Source organism: Faecalibacterium sp. 3, assembly GCF_048323735.1.
GTDB classification, from domain to species: Bacteria; Bacillota; Clostridia; order Oscillospirales; family Ruminococcaceae; genus Faecalibacterium; species Faecalibacterium wellingii.
Genome location: NZ_JBLWFN010000001.1, coordinates 1321002 through 1338541, shown reverse-complemented (window position 1 = coordinate 1338541; position 17540 = coordinate 1321002). Strand labels below are relative to the sequence as shown.

The 17540-nt window shown below is 59.8% G+C and carries 14 protein-coding genes; 7 read left to right on the top strand and 7 right to left on the bottom strand.

The features are described from left to right. Nucleotides 1–13: 13 nt before the first annotated feature. The 7 genes from mnmE to rpmH all read right to left on the bottom strand — a co-directional run bounded on the left by mnmE (nucleotide 14) and on the right by rpmH (nucleotide 7421). Entirely contained in the window at nucleotides 14–1384 is a 1371-nt protein-coding gene (mnmE, locus tag ACNSPV_RS06245) for a tRNA uridine-5-carboxymethylaminomethyl(34) synthesis GTPase MnmE (RefSeq protein ID WP_348584128.1), read from the bottom strand. Nucleotides 1385–1604: 220 nt separating this feature from the next. After that, nucleotides 1605–3416, bottom strand: coding sequence for a 5'-nucleotidase C-terminal domain-containing protein (locus tag ACNSPV_RS06240; protein WP_348584129.1), 1812 nt, complete (start codon nucleotides 3414–3416; stop codon nucleotides 1605–1607). 306 nt (nucleotides 3417–3722) lie between these two features. Further along, the gene (gene jag, locus ACNSPV_RS06235; RefSeq protein ID WP_348584131.1) at nucleotides 3723–4877 is read right to left on the bottom strand and encodes an RNA-binding cell elongation regulator Jag/EloR; all 1155 of its coding nucleotides are present in this window, start codon (nucleotides 4875–4877) and stop codon (nucleotides 3723–3725) included. Between the two features lie 17 nt (nucleotides 4878–4894). Then, complete coding sequence (locus ACNSPV_RS06230; RefSeq protein ID WP_339394438.1) at nucleotides 4895–5956, bottom strand: YidC/Oxa1 family membrane protein insertase; 1062 nt, start codon at nucleotides 5954–5956, stop codon at nucleotides 4895–4897. Nucleotides 5957–6327: 371 nt separating this feature from the next. After that, nucleotides 6328–6642 (bottom strand): membrane protein insertion efficiency factor YidD, encoded by a 315-nt coding sequence (yidD, locus tag ACNSPV_RS06225; RefSeq protein ID WP_249237635.1) that lies wholly within the window; start codon nucleotides 6640–6642, stop codon nucleotides 6328–6330. Further along, on the bottom strand, nucleotides 6639–7055 hold the full coding sequence (gene rnpA / locus ACNSPV_RS06220; protein WP_249237636.1) for a ribonuclease P protein component: 417 nt from the start codon (nucleotides 7053–7055) through the stop codon (nucleotides 6639–6641). Before rnpA ends, yidD begins: the two co-directional genes overlap by 4 nt. A gap of 231 nt (nucleotides 7056–7286) precedes the next feature. Then, nucleotides 7287–7421 carry a 50S ribosomal protein L34 gene (gene rpmH, locus ACNSPV_RS06215; RefSeq protein ID WP_005924258.1) on the bottom strand — a complete coding sequence of 45 codons (135 nt, stop codon included), beginning with the start codon at nucleotides 7419–7421 and terminating at the stop codon, nucleotides 7287–7289. A 367-nt stretch (nucleotides 7422–7788) separates the two neighbouring features. Here rpmH and dnaA point away from each other — a divergent pair, with 367 nt between their 5' ends. The 7 genes from dnaA (at nucleotide 7789) to gyrA (ending at nucleotide 17295) form a co-directional block, all read left to right on the top strand. Beyond that, nucleotides 7789–9111, top strand: a complete 1323-nt coding sequence (gene dnaA, locus ACNSPV_RS06210; RefSeq protein ID WP_005937115.1) for a chromosomal replication initiator protein DnaA — start codon at nucleotides 7789–7791, stop codon at nucleotides 9109–9111. 398 nt (nucleotides 9112–9509) lie between these two features. Further along, nucleotides 9510–10616: a DNA polymerase III subunit beta gene (gene dnaN, locus ACNSPV_RS06205; protein WP_339394440.1), complete on the top strand. Its 1107-nt coding sequence runs from the start codon at nucleotides 9510–9512 to the stop codon at nucleotides 10614–10616. A gap of 12 nt (nucleotides 10617–10628) precedes the next feature. Further along, complete coding sequence (locus ACNSPV_RS06200; RefSeq protein WP_005929126.1) at nucleotides 10629–10844, top strand: RNA-binding S4 domain-containing protein; 216 nt, start codon at nucleotides 10629–10631, stop codon at nucleotides 10842–10844. Next, complete coding sequence (gene recF / locus ACNSPV_RS06195) at nucleotides 10844–11965, top strand: DNA replication/repair protein RecF (protein WP_348584134.1); 1122 nt, start codon at nucleotides 10844–10846, stop codon at nucleotides 11963–11965. The genes ACNSPV_RS06200 and recF overlap by 1 nt, the downstream gene beginning before the upstream one ends. Nucleotides 11966–12051: 86 nt before the next feature. Continuing rightward, nucleotides 12052–12309 carry an extracellular matrix regulator RemB gene (gene remB, locus ACNSPV_RS06190; protein ID WP_348584135.1) on the top strand — a complete coding sequence of 86 codons (258 nt, stop codon included), beginning with the start codon at nucleotides 12052–12054 and terminating at the stop codon, nucleotides 12307–12309. Nucleotides 12310–12527: 218 nt separating this feature from the next. Continuing rightward, nucleotides 12528–14522: a DNA topoisomerase (ATP-hydrolyzing) subunit B gene (gene gyrB, locus ACNSPV_RS06185; protein ID WP_249237640.1), complete on the top strand. Its 1995-nt coding sequence runs from the start codon at nucleotides 12528–12530 to the stop codon at nucleotides 14520–14522. A 190-nt stretch (nucleotides 14523–14712) separates the two neighbouring features. Beyond that, on the top strand, nucleotides 14713–17295 hold the full coding sequence (gene gyrA, locus ACNSPV_RS06180; protein WP_348584137.1) for a DNA gyrase subunit A: 2583 nt from the start codon (nucleotides 14713–14715) through the stop codon (nucleotides 17293–17295). The last annotated feature ends 245 nt before the right edge of the window (nucleotides 17296–17540 follow it).

Below are 17540 nucleotides of genomic sequence, written 5' to 3'. Positions count from 1 at the left end.
AGGAAGCTCTTCGTCACTTTCCCACGCAGAAGCGTTCAAACACCTGTTCGATCACGGCTTCCGAGGCGTTCTCGCCGGTCAGGTCGCACAGGGCGGCCAGTGCATCGTCCACACAGACAGACACCGCGTCCAGTCCAAAGCCGCCTGCGGCAGCATCCAGTGCACCGGCCACGGCATCCCGCGCACGCAGTGCGGCGGAAAGCTGACGCTGGCCGGACAGGCTGGCGGCATGGGCGTCGATCTGGCTGGTGCCCAGCAGCCGGGCCACCGCAGCGGAGATCACCTTGCGGCTCCCCTCCTCCTGACAGCACACCGGCAGCACCATGGCAAAGAAGGGTGCGATCAACTCCGGGTCGAATCGAGTCGGTTTATCCTCTTTGTTGATAAGTGCAATGGCCGGACGGCCCTCACAGCGCTGTGCAAGCTCCAGATCTTCCCTTGTGGGCGGCTCGGAGCCATCGAACACAGCAAGGATCAGGCCCGCTTCCTCCAGCTTCTTCCAGCTGCGGCGGATGCCCTCCGCTTCAATGGCGTCCTCCGTCTCCCGCAGGCCTGCGGTATCGAACAGGTTCAGCCGGACATCCCCCAGCTGCACCGCCTGCTCCACCACGTCGCGGGTGGTGCCAGCCACCGGCGTCACAATGGCCCGGTCGAACCCGGCCAGCAGGTTGAGCAGCGTAGACTTGCCTGCGTTGGGCCGGCCCACGATGGCGCAGTCCACGCCCTCGCGCAGGATGGTGTCTGCCTGATAGTTCCGGATCAGGCCGTCCAGCTCTGCCTTTACCCCGCTCAGTACCCGGTGCAGGTGGTCATCGTCCAGCTCCGGCACATCCTCCTCGGGAAAATCCACCCATGCGGCAAGGTGTGCCTGAATGGCGGTAAGCTCCTGCTTTTGGGCGTCGATCTTTTTGGCCAGCGCACCGCCCAGCGCCGCATTGGCCAGTGCGGCCCCCTGCCGCCCGTCTGCCGAGATCAGGTCCATGACCGCTTCGGCCTGGGTCAGACCCAGCTTGCCGTTCAGGAAAGCGCGGCGGGTGTACTCGCCGGGAGCGGCAGGCTGCGCACCGGCGGCAAGGCAGGCTTCCACCAGACGGCGGGCCACCGCATTTCCGCCATGACAGGAAAGCTCCACCACATCCTCGCCGGTATAGCTGTGGGGCGCACGGAAAAACAGGGCCACGCCCTCGTCAAAGGTCTCGTTCCCTTCCCGGAAGGCTCCGTACATGGCCGTATAGCCTTTGGCCTGTTCAACTTTTTTTGCGGCGTTGGCCGGGCAGAACACCCGGGCCGCCACCTGATAGCTCTCCGCACCGGAGAGCCGCACCACGGCAATGCCGCCTGCGCCCGGTGCTGTTGCAATTGCTGCAATGGTCGCTTCCTGCATGGTTTTTTCTGGCTTCCTTTCCGCGCCCGGTCTGGCCGCTTGCTCCCATCTGCCCACAGCAGCGAGACCAATACAGTTTCATTGTACCACGAAATGCTGCGGAATGGTACTGTTTTTTCAACCAATTCCCGGGAAACAGTTGAAAATCCGCCCGTTTCTCACGCAAAAAAGGGGCTTTCCGTCCCAATGCGGAAAGCCCCTTTTTACAGGAAACTGATTTTTAGAACTTGGCGATCTCTGCCGTGGTGATGGCCTTGCCGGGCAGCGTGCGTGCATCGGCATTCTCATTCAGGGCCAGCTTGCCTTCGCGCAGCAGCTGCACAGCCTTCTGGTGATCGGCAGCCTTCCAGTTGTTGCCCACGATCTTCCAGTTGTTGTTCACGTGCGGCTCAATGGTGCCGCCCTTCACGGTGCGGATGTACTCGCCCAGCAGCTCGCGGATGCCGCCCACATCGCCGCGCACATCGATCTCCAGCAGCTTGGGCAGATCCTCACCGGGCAGGAAGATGTCCGCAGCCGTCAGCAGCTGGGTGGTGGCGCGGTAGTTGTTCACTGCCACAACAAAGGTGTCGGTGTCCTTCACGGCCTTGCCGTTCGGCCACTTGAGGTTCTTGATGCGGTGGCCCGGCTCCTTGGAGACGTCCAGCTCATAGTTGACGCCCTCAAAAGCATCATACAGGTAGTAGCGCACCGAGGGGTCAAAGGCGATGGTCACTTCATCCGGCTTCCATGTCTTGAAGAAGGCTGCGGACCACTCCATAAAGCGGCGCAGCTGCTCGCCGGTCATCTGCAGCTTGTACAGGGTGTTCTGGTAGGTGTAGATGCTGGCCATATCGCACTTGCGGATGGTGCCTGCGCGCATCTGGGAGGTCATGGAGGTCAGGGCCGTTGCGGAGACCTGCGCACCGGTGTAGTACATCTGCACTTCGTTGATGAAGTCCAGCAGCGCGGTGTCCTGCACCATGGCCTGCGGCAGGCAGTCGATCTCGTTTTCGGGGGCCAGATCGCCGCCCTTCAGCTCGCCGATGGGGGTGACAGCGTCTTCCTTGGCGCGGGTGTCGTAGGAAGCCAGCAGAGCGGTCAGCTCCGGATCGGGCTCGTACTCCTTGATCTGCAGGTTCTCCGAGGTGCGGTTCACGACCTTCCACTTGCCGTCCAGCTGGCGCTCCAGATAGACGTGGATCTCGGACAGGGTGGCACCGGCGTTCTTGTTCTCCACAACCAGCACGTTGTTGATCATCATGTTGGGGATGCTCCTATGGCCGTGGCCGCCCACGATGACGTCGAACTCGGGGCAGGCATTTGCCAGATCGGTGACGCCGGAGCCATAGACGCCGTACTCGTTCTCGGTATCCATGTGCATGACGCCGATCAGCACGTCCACCTGATCCTTGATCTTATCGATGATTTTGCGGCTCTCGTCCACAGGGTTGGTGACTGTCCAGCCCTCCAGATTCTTGGCATCCCAGCGGTTGATGTTGGGGGTGACCATGCCAATGACGCCGATTTTCACGGTGCCCTTCTTGATGATGGTGTAGCCGTCGGCCAGCGGGGTGCCGTCCGGTGCGTAAACGTTGCCGGTGAGCACCTTGGCCTTCTGCTGTCCCATGACCTTTTTCAGCACATCCATGCCGTAGTTGTACTCATGGTTGCCGGTGGTCCAGATATCATAGCCGATGGCATTCATGGCAGCGATCATGGGATGCAGGTCATCGTTCAGGAACAGCTCTGCGGAGTTGGCCTGAATGGTATCGCCTGCATCCACCACCAGCGTGTTCCGGGTGCGGCACTGCTTGATGGCGGTCGCCTGCTGGGCCACGCTGCCGGAAGCATCTGCCTTGTTGGCGGCGTAATCCCAGGGGTCGAACTTGCCGTGGGTGTCACTGGTGGCAAGGATCTGCAGATCCATGCTCCACAGGGACTTGATGTCACAGGCGGCTGCAGAGGGTGCCATGCAGCTGGCGGCTGCGATGGTCGCGGATGCCCCTGCACCACGCAGGAAGCTGCGGCGGGAGATCTTGTTCTGAGCCATAGTTGATTACCTCTCTTTTCATCATTCTGTCTGTTCTTCACGAACAGAACGCTCTTGACTACAGTATAAATCCTTGACCAATTGTTTTACAATTGCCATTTGAGAGAAAGATTTCGGCAAAAAACAGGCAGTTTCTCCAAATTTTGAGAAGAATGACTTTTGACAGGTTCCGTATAGCGGTTTGGGGCCAGGGCCAAAACCAGCTTGGCGTCAGTTTTGGGTAAAATCCTTTTTTGCGTGAAAAAAGGTCTCCGGAAAATCCGCAGATCTTCCGGAGACCCTGATTTCAAAAATAATTCCGCAAAATTACAGCTCGATCTTGCCGAAGCTGAAATCGGCAAAATCATCCACCCGCTCGGTGCGCTTAGGTGCCACCGGTGCGGCATTCTCGGCATCGCGGGGTGCATAGGTGCGCTCCGGTACGCCGGAAGGACGGGGGCCGCGGGGTGCACCGCTGCGGCTGCCGCGGTAGCCGCCACGGCTGCCATTGCGGTCGCCGTGGTCGGAACGGTTTCCGCCGCGATAACCGCCGCTGCGCGGACCGCCGGGACGACGGCCATTGCCGCGTCCGCCGCGGGGACGGCGCTCCCCGTAGGTGTTCTCGGTCTGTGCATCGGGTGCGGTGGAGTAGATGACCACACGGCGGTCACGGCCTTCGCCCTTGCTCTCGCTGCGCACGCCCTCCATCTTGCTGATGGCAGAGTGGATGATGCGGCGCTCGTAGGGGTTCATGGGCTCCATGGCAAAGCTGCGGCCGGTCTTGCGCACCTTGGCACCAATGCGCTGTGCCAGTGCGGTCAGGTCGCTCTCGCGCTTGTCGCGGTAGCCGGCAACGTCCAGACCCAGCTTGATGTAATCGCCCTCCAGACGGTTTGCCACAAGGCTTGCCAGATAGGACAGGCTCTCCATGGTCTCGCCGCGGCGGCCGATGAGGGCGCCCAGCTTTTCACCGTCCAGACGGATGATGGTGGCCTCGCCCTTCTGCACGGCGCTGAAGGAAACGTTCTCCACGCCCATCAGGGCAATGACCTCACGCAGGTAGTCCACTGCGGCCTTGACCTTGGCGTTTTCTTCAATGTTGATGGGCTCCTCGGTCTCCTCTTCCTCGGCGGCAGGCTGCTGCGCTGCAGCAGCTTCCACGGCGGGTGCTGCAGGCTCCTCGGCCTTGGCTTCCGGCTCTGCCGGTGCAGCGGGTACTTCCACTGCAGGAGCAGGCGCGGCCTTCTCCTGAACAGGAGCCTTCTTTTCCTCAACGGCGGGTGCTGCCGGAGCGTCCGGCTCCTCCACGCTCACGCACACCTTGGCGGGGGTGAGCTTCAGGCCCAGAAAACCAGTCTTCTGGGGCATTTCCAGCACTTCGCAGCTGACATTCAGATCATCGGCCTGCACGCCCAGCAGGGCACAGGCTTTTGCGCGGGCTTCATCGACCGTTTTGCCGGTCGCTTCCTGCTTACGGATCATAACCGTTCTCCTCCTTCTTATTCTTTATCCTGCTTGTTCAGCTCGCTCAGCGGCACAGTGCGCTCGTCCTTGTAGCGCTCCTCGTCCAGCTTGCGGGCATACTCCAGCCGGCGCTTGTTCATTTCACTGGCGGAAAGGTTCTTTTCCGTGGTCTTGCCGGTCTTGGGATCGGTGACCTTGACGGTAGTGTTCTTCACACCGCGCTTTTCCTGCTTTTTCTTTTCTGCGATCTGCGCTTCGATCTCCTTGCGCATCTTATCGGGGTCGTACACCTTGCGCATGACCTGGGTCTGCGCGGTCATCACGATGTTGGAAATGACGTAGTACAGAGAGAATGCCAGAGGATAGGTGAAGCAGAAGAACAGGTACATCAGCGGCATCATATACATGGTCACCTTCATGCTGCCCTGCATCTGCTGGCCGCTGGCCTTCATGCTGATGTGGGTGGACAGGAGCATGGTGATGACCGACAGCAGCGGCAGCACGATGTCCAGCGACAGGCCCAGCTTGGGCACGCGGGTCAGGTCGATGCCGAGGAAGGTCATATGACGGCTGAACTCGGTGACAGTCGCGATCTGCTCCGGGGTAAAGCAGGCAGCCAGACTGCCGTTGCCTGCCACCAGCTGAGAAATAATGGTGGTATCGCGGGTGATGGCGGTAAAGGCGACACCGGAGGCAGTCAGGGCCTCACCGGCAGCGGTCAGGGCAGCAGCGCTGATGTGGAAGATGCGCTCCAGCGGATTGTACACGACGCCGATAACGCCGAACATGACCAGGAAGTTCAGCAGCATGGGCACACAGCCTGCGGTGGGGTTATAGCCGTAGTTCTGCTGCAGCTTGAGCATTTCTTCCTGCTGCTTTTCGGGCTTGTCCTTGTACTTGTTCTGGATCTCCATCATCATGGGCTGGAAGGCCGACATTTTAGCCATGCTCTTCTGCTGGCTCAGCTGCAGAGGGATCTTGACGATGTTGATGAGCAGCGTGAAGATGATGATGTCCCAGCCGTAGCTCGGGAGCAGCTTGTAGATCCACTCCATGACATAGCCGAGAGGACCGCTCAGGATGTAAAAGAAGTTCATACCTTTGTCCATTCTGCCCCGTCTGTGGCACGGGACTTGTTATTTTTTATCGTAGGACACGCTGCCCACAGTGCACCGCGTCACAAGAAGCTTTATGATCTAAAATGCCCTCCGCGTTGCTCTGGGCATATTCAGCGGAAAAATTATTTTATATTTGCGTTTGTCGCGGCCTGTGGGCCGCTCCAAACGCATTTTCACCGGATGGGGCCGTACCGGTAAGCTGCATCTATTCCGGCAGGACGGCGGGTAGTTTCTCTGAGGACCGTCCGCTGGGGTGGGACCCTGTTGCCCGCAGGGCAATAGGGCGGGCGATGGAATGGCCCGAATCGTGTCCGAGGAGAAAGCTGCCCGCTGCCCTGCATAAGCAACACTTATTTTTCCACCTTTTGCCTGTGCCGTGTGGAAAACAGCTTTGCGGGCTGCAGGCGGCGGGCAGGGTTCTGCCAGCGGCCCGGCTCCGGCACCGGGTCGTAGCCCCATTTGCCGAGGGGATTGCACCGGGCGATGCGCCATGTCCCCAGCAGGATGCCTTTGATGCACCCATGGGTCATGATGGCCTGCATGGTGTAGTTGCTGCAGCTGGGCGTAAAACGGCAGCTGCGGCCGATCCACGGGCTCAGGGTGTACTGATACACCCGGATCAGCCCGCACAGTGCCTTCCTGCAGGCGTTTTGCAGCCCTGTCATGCGGTGGGCTCAGCCTTTTCCGCCTTTGCCCTGCGTGCCGGGGGCACTGTGGCGGGCGGCGGTGCATCCGGACGTTTGGCCTTATCGGGCAGACCGGCCTGTGCGAACAGCTTTGCCACTACGCTGCTCAGCTGCCAGCTCTTCAGCCGTGGGGTCATGCCCCGGGCCACAAAGACCAGATCATAGCCGCCGATGTTGTAATCCAGATGTTCGTCGATGGCCGCCTTCATCACGCGGCGGGCCCGGTTGCGCTGCACGGCGTGGCCGATCTTTTTGGTGGCGGTCAGGCCCACGCGGGTCTTTTTGCCGCGGGTCTTCAGCACATACATCACAAGGGCCGGGTTCACGTAGGACTTGCCGCGGGCATACACTCTGCCAAACTCGCTGTTGCGGCGGATGGGACGATAGCGCATGGTTCCGCGCCTCCTTTCCGTGACTGGGAACGCACCCGGAAGGTGCATTCTTCAGCCAGTATATCAAAAATTTTTCTACTTTGAAAGCCCATGCGGGCAATTTTACAAAAATTCTTTCAAGAATCCGGCAGTTTTCCGTTTCTCAAAAAAAAATAAGACCGCCAATCCAGTATCAGCGGTCTTTTGTGCGCATATTCATTTCTGCGCCGGATCCCGTCATAAAGGCAGAGATCAGACAGTCAGGCTCTTGCGGCCCTTTGCACGGCGAGCATTGATGACCTTGCGGCCGTTCTTGGTGCTCATGCGGGTCAGAAAGCCATGAACTTCCTTGCGCTGACGCTTCTTGGGCTGAAAAGTTCTCTTCATGGTTGTATCCTCCGTAAAAACTTATCCCCGGTATGGGGTCTGATGCGGTCCCAGATTGGGGACAGGCTTGCAATTCAACAGTATATCGCATAGTATGGCGTTCTGTCAAGCATTTTTTTCGCTTTTCCGCAAACTTTTTGCGGATTTTTCTGTGAAAAGATTTTCAACTTTTTCACCATTTTGCCGTGGAAAACTCTATTGCCACAAGATATTGTGGCCCGGTTTTGCTCCGGACACAACGGCCCCGCAGGGGCTTTTCTTATGTATTATAAATTACATTATAGAAATATGGACGCACAGCCATTTTTGTGGTATACTAACCTGGTATCAGCAGCATTGTTGAAAACTTTAACGGAGTGGATGTTTTATGGATTCTTTCAAGGACGTTTTAGAGGCCGCGCAGGCGTACTGCAAAACGCAGATGGCCGAGCCGACCTATAATCTCTATATCGACGGGTTGGAGCCCATCAGCTTTGAGGACTCCAGCCACATCACCCTTTCGGTGCGCAACGACTTCATCTGCAAGATCGTGACGGACCGTTATCTTGGCCTGCTCAAGGAGGCCTTCAAGACCGTGCTGGGCTTTGACGTGGATATCACGCTGGTGGTGCCCAGCACCCCGCCCCACGAGGTGGTGCTGGCCCAGCAGTACGAGGCAAACCCTGCCTCCCCGCAGGGCAACTACGAGTTCACCTTCGAGAACTTCATCAAAGGCCCCTCCAACCAGTTTGCGTTTGCTGCTGCGCAGGCGGTGGCGGCCAATCCCTCCGGCGCCTACAACCCGCTGTTCATCTACGGCGGCTCCGGTCTGGGCAAGACCCATCTGCTCACCGCCATCCAGACCGAGATCAAGCGCACCCACCCCGACTTCGTCATCATGTATGTTACCTGCGAGCAGTTCACCAATGAGCTGATCGCCGCCATCCGCGCCGGCAGCACCGAGGACTTCCGCATGAAGTACCGCGTGGCAGACCTGCTGCTGGTGGACGATATCCAGTTCATCGCCGGCAAGGAGTCCACCCAGGAGGAATTTTTCCACACCTTCAACTCCCTGCACGATGCACACAAGCAGATCGTCATTGCCTCCGACCGCCCGGCCAAGGAGATCAAAAGTCTGGAAGAGCGTCTGCGCACCCGCTTTGAGTGGGGCCTGACCGCCGACGTGCAGCCGCCGGATTTTGAGACCCGGGTGGCCATCGTCAAGCGCAAGGCAGAGCTTCTGCATCTGGACCTGCCCGAGGATGTGGCCGAGTTCATCGCCAACCATCTGAAGAACAACATCCGCCAGCTGGAAGGTGCCGTGAAAAAGCTGAACGCCTACTACATGCTGGAGGGCATCCAGCCGGTCATCAGCGTGGCCCAGAATGCCATCAAGGACATCCTCAACGAGACCCAGCCGGTGCCGGTCACCATCGAGAAGATCATCGGCGAGGTGTCCCGCACCTTCAACGTCTCCCCTGCCGACATCCGCGGCACCAAGCGCAACGCCAACGTTGCCTCTGCCCGCCGCGTGGCCATCTACATTCTGCGGGAGGTCACCGGCATGAGCATGGAGGAGATCGGCCGCGAGTTCTCCGGCCGCGATCATTCCACCATCGTCTACTCCCTCAAGACCATGGAGCGGGACATGAAGAACGACCAGCACCTGCGGGAGACCGTCAGCGACATCATCAAAAACGTGAAGGCCTGACCGGGGAAAACGGGGTAAAAGTCATACTCATTTTGACCTCTAACCCCAAAATATGGGGAAGAACCGGAAGAAAATGGGGAAAAACGGCCCATATCTTGTGGTAAAAACGCAAACCTTTCCACACTTTCCACAGAGTTTTCAACATTCAACCTGTGTTCTCCACATGGGCTGTGGAAAGAAGGGCTCCTTCTCACCTTTCCACGATCCATTCACAACACATTCACAATGCCGTGGAAACCCAAACCCCCGCATTCCGACAGGACTTTTCCAAGTTTTCCACAAGTTCCCCACCCCCTACTACGGTTACTACAACAAGTTCAATAAGATAGACCGGTCCGGAGACTGCATTCCAACTCAAAACAGCATCCGGACCCGGAAAACAAAGGAGAGAATTCAGTTTGAACATCGTATGTGACAAAGTTCTGCTGAGCGCAGCCATCGATGGTGTGTCCAAAGCCGTCACCATGCGTTCAGCGATCCCCGTTCTGGAAGGCATTCTGCTCAAGGCCGAGGGCTTCCAGCTCAACCTGACCGGCTACGATCTGGAAATGGGCATCGTGACCACCATCGAAGCCAATGTGAAGGAAGCCGGTGAGGTGGTGCTGAATGCAAAGCTGCTCAGCAGCATGATCAGCCGGATGCCTGCCGGTCAGGTGGCCATCACCTCTGCCGAAAACGGCAAGACCACCATCCAGAGCGGCGTCGTCCAGTTCGAGATCCAGTCCATGCCGGCCAGCGATTTCCCCGAGCTGCCCAACACCGGAGCCGAGGAGACCCTGACCATCAAGACCGGCGTGCTGAAAGATATGATCGATCGTACGTTATATGCGGTCAGTCAGGACGAGAAAAAGCCCGCCCATACCGGTGAGCTGTTCGAGATCCTGCCCGACAAGCTGACCGTGGTGGCACTGGACGGCTACCGTCTGGCCATCGTGGAGCGCCCGGTCACGGCGGTGAAGGACATCCGCATCATCGTGCCCAGCAAGACCATGACCGAGGTCTCCCACCTGCTGCCCAACGATGACGAGGAGCTGGTGCACATCAGCGCCAACCGCCGCTATGTGGTCTTTATGGCGGGCGGCTACACCATCATGAGCCGCCTGATCGAGGGCGAGTTCCTCAACTACCGCAACGTGATCCCCGCCGACAGCCGCACCCGCGTAACCATCGACACCAAGGAGTTTGTCGAGACCATCGAGCGTGCTTCGCTGATTATTACAGAGCGTTTAAAAAATCCCCTCCGCATCTCCTTTACAGAGGGTAAAGTCGTCGTCCGCTGCCAGACCAACCTTGGCCGCGTGGTGGATGAATTCAACGCCGACTGCGAGGGCGACGAGGTGGAGATCGGCTTCAACAACCGCTATCTGCTGGACGCGCTGCGCAACGCCCGCACCGACAAGGTCCGCATGGAGATCAGCGGCCCTCTGAGCCCGGTGAAGGTGCTGCCTGCCGAGGGCAGCGATTTCCTGTATCTGGTGCTGCCGGTGCGCTTCAAGAACGATTAAGAGGGATAATTTATGCAGAAAATTCTCATCCATACGGAATTTATCAAGCTGGATGCCCTGCTGAAATATGCAGGCCTGTGCGAGACCGGCGGCGAAGCCAAGGAGCTGGTGCAGGGCGGTGCCGTGAAGGTGAACGGCGAGGTGTGCACCATGCGCGGCAAAAAGTGCCGGGCCGGTGACGTGGTGGAGCTGGACGGCCAGACCGTGGAAGTCGGGCAGGGGCAGTAATGCGTCTGCTGTCACTGGAAGTTGCGAACTACCGCAATATTGCGGCGGCGCAGCTGGAGCCGGGCCGGGAGCTGACCGTGATCTGCGGCAACAATGGTCAGGGCAAGACAAACCTCTTGGAGGCCATCTGGCTGCTGACCGGCGGCAAGAGCTTCCGGGGCGGCAAGGATGCCGAACTTGTGCGCCGCGGGGAAACATTCGCGGTGCTGGAAGCCGTCACCCAGCGCACCCGGCAGGAGGATCAGGAACCGGACGACCCGGCCAGAGTGCGCATCACGGTGGGCACGCCGGACGCGCAGCGGCCCGGACGGTATGCATCGGTGAACGGTGCACCGCCCAAACGGGCGGCAGGCCTTGCGGGCAGCTTTCCGGCTGTGGTGTTCGACCCCGGGCACCTGAGCCTTGTCAAAGGGGCACCGGAAGGACGGCGGCGGTTTCTGGACGCGGCGCTGTGCCAGCTGTACCCCGGCTACCTTGCCACCTACCGCCGCTATGTGCGGGCATTGCAGCAGAAAAACGCGCTTCTGCGTCATTCCGCAGGCGGCACAGAGCGCCCGTGGGCAGAAAAATGCGCCCTGCTGGAAGTGCTGAACGTGGAGCTTGCAGCGCAGGGCGAGGCCATCCAGAAGCGGCGGCGGGAGTATCTGGCCCTGCTTGGCCCGCTGGCCTGCGCCAACTATGCCGAGCTTTCCCACGGGGCAGAGCGCATGGCAGTGCACTATGCCGCCCAGTTTGAGCCGGGCGGGTTGTCCGCACTTTTGAAGCAGCGCCAGAACGAAGAGCTGCGCGCCGGGCAGAGCCTGTGCGGCATCCACCGCGAGGACGTTGAGCTGCTGCTGGACGACCAGCCCGCAAAGGTGTTTGCAAGTCAGGGACAGCAGCGCAGTGTGGTGCTGAGCCTGAAAATGGCCGAAGCGGCTGCCGCTGCCCGGATCACCGGAGAGCACCCGGTGCTCCTGCTGGACGATGTGCTCAGCGAGCTGGACGAGGGCCGCAAGCAGTATCTGCTGACCCGCATGAAGGAAAAGCAGACCTTCGTCACCAGCTGCGATGATACCGCGTTCCTGAAAACGGACGGCGAGGTGTACCGCATGAACGGCGGTGTGCTGAGCCGGGCCTGACCGGGACGAATGCTGCAAAAGTCCATACAAAGCCTGTGCATAAACAGCATTTTATGCATGAGCTGCCGGAATGAGGAAAATACTGTATGTATATTCATCTGGGGCGCGACTACGTGCTGAATGACCGGGACATCATCGGCATCTTCAACATGGAGACCACCACCATCACCCCCCGGGGCCGGGAATTTCTGAACTATGCCCAGAAGAACGGCGCGGTGGTCAGCCTTTCGGACGAGCTGCCCCAGAGCTATGTGCTGGCAGACGGCGCGGTGGTGGATACGGTCTATCTTTCCGAGCTGTCCCCTGCCGCCATGCGCCGCAGAGCCGAAAAGATGGTGGAGTGAAACTTGCAGAAAACGGGCGGAAAACCCACAGAAAAAGAGGGATGGGAAAGCCCCGGAACTGCCCGGAAAGCCGCACCGCACCAGCCGGAACGCCCTCTGCGGCCGGGGCGTAAAAACACAACAAAACTGCGAGAAAAAAGGACACCCTGGTGTACCGGTTCCCGCTTTGCTATCATTTGAAAAAACAAACGCAAAAACGAACAAAAGGGAGAAAGGAAATGGCAGAAGAAATCATTACCAGCACAAATGCCGAAACCGCTACCGACCATGAGTATAATGCCAGCGAGATCCAGGTCCTGAAGGGTCTGGAAGCGGTGCGCAAGCGCCCGGGCATGTATATCGGCTCCACCGGCGAGCGGGGCCTGCATCATCTGGTCTACGAGATCGTGGACAACGCCATCGATGAAGCGTTGGCCGGCTACTGCGACCACATCGAGGTGAAGATCCTCAAGGACAACATCATTCAGGTCACGGATAACGGCCGCGGCATCCCCGTGGACATTCAGGCCGACACCGGCCTGCCCGCCGTCACCGTCGTTTACACCATCCTGCACGCCGGCGGCAAGTTCGGCGGCGAGAACTCCGGCTATAAGGTGGCCGGCGGTCTGCACGGCGTGGGTGCTTCGGTGGTCAACGCCTGCTCCGAGTGGCTCACCGTCGATGTGCGCCGCGACGGCAAGGAGTACGAGCAGACCTTCCGCCGCGGTGACCCGGACGGCCCGCTCAAGTGCATCGGCACCGTAGCCGATGGCGTTACCGGCACCCGGGTCACCTTCAAGCCGGACCCGGAGATGTTCAAGGATACCACCGTGTACGACTTCGACACGCTGGAAAAGCGCCTGCGGGAGGAAAGCTTCCTGAACGCCGGCGTCAAGATCACCCTGACCGACGAGCGCGAGATGTACACTCCTGTACTGGAGGACGGCAAGGAGGGCGACCCCTGCTACCGCACCGAGGTCATGTGCTACGAGGGCGGCATCAAGAGCTTTGTCACCTATCTGGGCGAGAAGCGCAAGCTGGATGTGCTGCACCCCAACGTCATCTACCTCAAGGGTCAGACCGACCGCGGCATGGCAGAGATCGCACTGCAGTACAATTCCAGCTACAATGAGCTGCTGCTGAGCTTTGCCAACAACGTCAACACCCCGGACGGCGGCACCCATGAGGAGGGCTTCAAGAACAGCCTGACCCGCGTGTTCAACGATTACGGCCGCAGCCACGGCCTGCTGAAGGACAAGGACGAGAACCTGTCCGGTGCAGACGTCCGCGAGGGCCTGATCTGCGTGATCTCGGTCAAGCTGCAGGAGGCAGAGTTTGAGGGCCAGACCAAGGCAAAGCTGGGCAATACCGAGATCCGCACCCTGGTTTCCAACATGGTCTACTCCAAACTGATGGAGTTCTTTGAGGAGAACCCCGGCGTGGCAAAGGCCATCTTTGAAAAGGCCACCCAGGCCGCCCGCGCCCGCGCCGCTGCCAAAAAGGCCCGCGAGCTGGTGCGCCGCAAGAGCGCGCTGGAGACCAGCCGGATGCCCGGCAAGCTGGCAGACTGCCGCGAAAAAGACCCCAGCCGCACTGAAATCTTCATCGTCGAGGGCGACTCTGCAGGCGGCTCCGCCAAGATGGGCCGCGACTCGGCCATTCAGGCTATCCTGCCGCTGTGGGGCAAGATGCTGAACGTGGAAAAGGCCCGCGCCGATAAAATTTACGGCAACGACAAGCTGATGCCGGTGGTGCTGGCGCTGGGCTGCGGCATTGGGGACGAGTTCGATATCTCCAAGCTGCGCTACGATAAAGTGTTCATCATGGCCGATGCCGATGTGGATGGCTCCCACATCTGTACCCTGATGCTCACCTTCTTCTTCCGCTATATGCGCCCGCTCATCGAGCAGGGCCATGTGTATGTGGCCCAGCCGCCCCTGTTCAAGGTGCAGAAGGGCAACACCATCAAGTATGCCTACAACGACGCCGAAATGGCCGTGCTTTCGCAGGAGATGCCGGGTGCCAAGGTGAACCGCTACAAGGGCCTTGGTGAGATGAACCCCGAACAGCTGTGGGAGACCACCATGAACCCGGACAACCGCGTGATCGTGCAGATCACCATTGACGACGCCGAGAAGGCCGACGAAGCCTTTACCATCCTGATGGGCGATCAGGTGGAGCCCCGCCGCCGCTTTATCGAGACCAACGCCCAGTACGCAAAGCTGGACGTGTAAGAAAACCCTCTCAGGCGCTGACGCGCCAGATTCCCCCTTTTGTCACCTACGGTGACATCTTCCCTCAAGGGGGAGCTTTAGGCAAAAAGATAAACTTTTCCTTCTCACGCAAAAAAAGCTCCCCCTTTTCGGGGGAGCTGGCAATGCCGACAGGCATTGACTGAGAGGGTATGATCCTACGGAGGAAACAATGGAAGAAGATTATGTGATGATACCGGGCAGCGGAACCAAAAAGATCATCCGCGATGTCAAAAAGGAGATCGAGACCGCATTTCTGGACTACTCCATGTCGGTCATCGTGTCCCGCGCTCTGCCCGACGTGCGCGACGGCCTGAAACCCGTCCACCGCCGCATTCTGTACACTATGCACGAGCGCGGCAACGACCCCAGCCATCCCTACCGCAAATCCGCCGACACCGTTGGTGCGGTGCTGGGCTCTTACCATCCCCACGGCGACGCATCGGTCTACGATGCCATGGTCCGTCTGGCACAGGATTTCTCTCTGCGCTATCCGCTGGTGGATGGTCAGGGTAACTTTGGTTCTGTGGACGGCGACCCCCCGGCTGCCTACCGTTACACCGAGGCCCGCATGAGCCGCATGGCGGTGGAAATGCTGACTGATATCGAAAAAGATACCATCGACTGGGACCCCAACTTTGACGAGACCAAGAAGGAGCCCAGCGTGCTGCCCTGCCGCTTCCCCAATCTGCTGGTCAACGGCAGTCAGGGCATCGCGGTCGGCATGGCCACCAACATCCCGCCCCACAACCTGAGCGAGGTCATTGATGGCTGCATCGCCTATATCGATGATCCGGACATCGACCTGCCCGGCCTGATGGAATACATCAAGGGCCCGGATTTCCCCACGGCAGGCATCATCATGGGACGCAGCGGCATCCGCGCCGCCTACGCCACCGGCCGGGGCAAGATCACCCTGCGGGGCCGCGCCACCATCGAGGAGACCAAGAACGGCCGCACCCAGATCATCATTACCGAGATCCCGTATATGGTCAACAAGGCCCGCCTCATCGAGAACATGGCCGACCTTGTCAAGGAGAAGCGCATTGAGGGCATCACCGGCCTGAACGATGAGACCAACCGCAAGGGTATGCGCATCGTGGTGGACATCCGCAAGGACGCCAACGCACAGGTCATCCTGAACCAGCTGTACCAGTACACCCAGCTGCAGGATACCGTGGGCGTTATCATGCTGGCCATCGACCACAAGGTGCCCAAGGTCCTCACCCTGAAGCAGATGCTTCAGAAGTACGTGGAATTTCAGGACGAGGTGGTGCGCCGCCGCACCCAGTACGACCTGAAAAAGGCCAAGGAGCGCGCCCACATTCTGGAAGGCCTGAAGAAGGCCACCGACATCGTGGACGAGCTGATCGCCACCATCCGCGCCTGCAAGGGCGGCATGGCAGAGGCCAAGGCTGCCATCATGGAGCAGTTCGGTTTTGACGACCCGCAGGCAGATGCCATCGTCAAGCTGCAGCTGGGCCGTCTGGCAGGCCTTGAAATCCTGAAGATCGAGGAAGAGCTTGCCAGCCTGCAGGCCAAGATCGAGAACTGGGAAGCCATTCTGGCCGATGACGCCCGTGTGCTTGCCATCGTCAAGGACGAGCTGCTGGAAATGAAGAAGCGCTTCGGCGACGAGCGCCGCACCGAGATCCAGTCCGTCACCGGTGAGGTGGATATCGAGGATCTGATCGCCGAGGAGCAGTGTGTCTACACCCTGACCGAGGCCGGCTATATCAAGCGCCAGCTCAAGGCCACCTATCAGGCACAGCGCCGCGGCGGACGCGGCATCTCCGGCATGACCCGCAAGGAAGAGGACATCGTGCAGGAGATGTTCGTAGGCTCCACCCACGACTATGTGCTCTTTGTCACCGACCGGGGCCGTCTGTTCCGCATCAAGGGCTACACCATTGCCGAGGGCAGCCGCACCAGCAAGGGCAGCAACATCGTCAACCTGCTGCAGCTGGCCGAGGGCGAAAAGGTCACCAACATGATCTGCCAGTCGAAGGAAGCCGACACCGAGGGCGGCTTTGTGACCATGGTCACGAAGCAGGGCCTCATCAAGCGCACCCCGCTGGAGCAGTATGCCAACATCCGCAAGTCCGGCCTGATCGGCATTGCCCTGAACGAGGGCGATGCACTGGCATGGACCCGCCTGACCTCCGGCCACGATATGCTCATCGTTGCCACCCGCAACGGTCAGGCCATCCGCTTCAACGAAGAGGATGCACGTCCCATGGGCCGCAGCGGCCACGGCGTGCGCGCCATCCGTCTGGCCGAGGGGGATGAAGTTGTGGGCGTGTGCATCTGCCGCGAGGGCGGCACGGTGCTCACCGTCACCGAGAACGGCAAGGGCCGCCGGTCGGACATCGACACCTACCGCATCACCGCCCGCGGCGGCAAGGGCATCCGCAACTACGACGCCGCCAAGGATAAGGTGGCTGCGGTCAAGATCGTGGACGATGTGGACGATGTGCTGCTGAGCAGCCAGGAGGGCATCATCATCCGTCTGCACGCCAACGAGATCCCGCTGCAGAGCCGCTACGGCTCCGGCGTGCGGGTAATGCGTCTGGGCGAGAACGACAAGGTGATGGTGCTGGCCCGCACCGACCACGACGACGAGGCACAGACCGAGCAGATCGACACCTCCGACGCCGATGCCGAGCCCACCGCAGAGCAGCTGGCCGCCATGGAGGCCGCCGATGCAGCCTCTGCCGCCGAGACCCCGGAAGCGGACGATAAGAGCGAAGAATAACGAATGGAGGGCCAGCAGATAGCTTTCTCCGCGAACAGCGACGGGTTGCGGTACCCAGCAGCCGCATCGCATTCGCTTGCGTCTCGCTGACCGCGGCCCCAACGGCAACTCCCTGTTTCCGCCATTGGCGGCGGTCGTTGCAGTTGCAGAACCCACGGTTCCGCCCCATCGAGCAAAGCTCGCCGGGGCCCCACTTCCCGGTCATTCGCTGGAGAAACTATCTGCCGGCTTCCCGGACTGAAAAT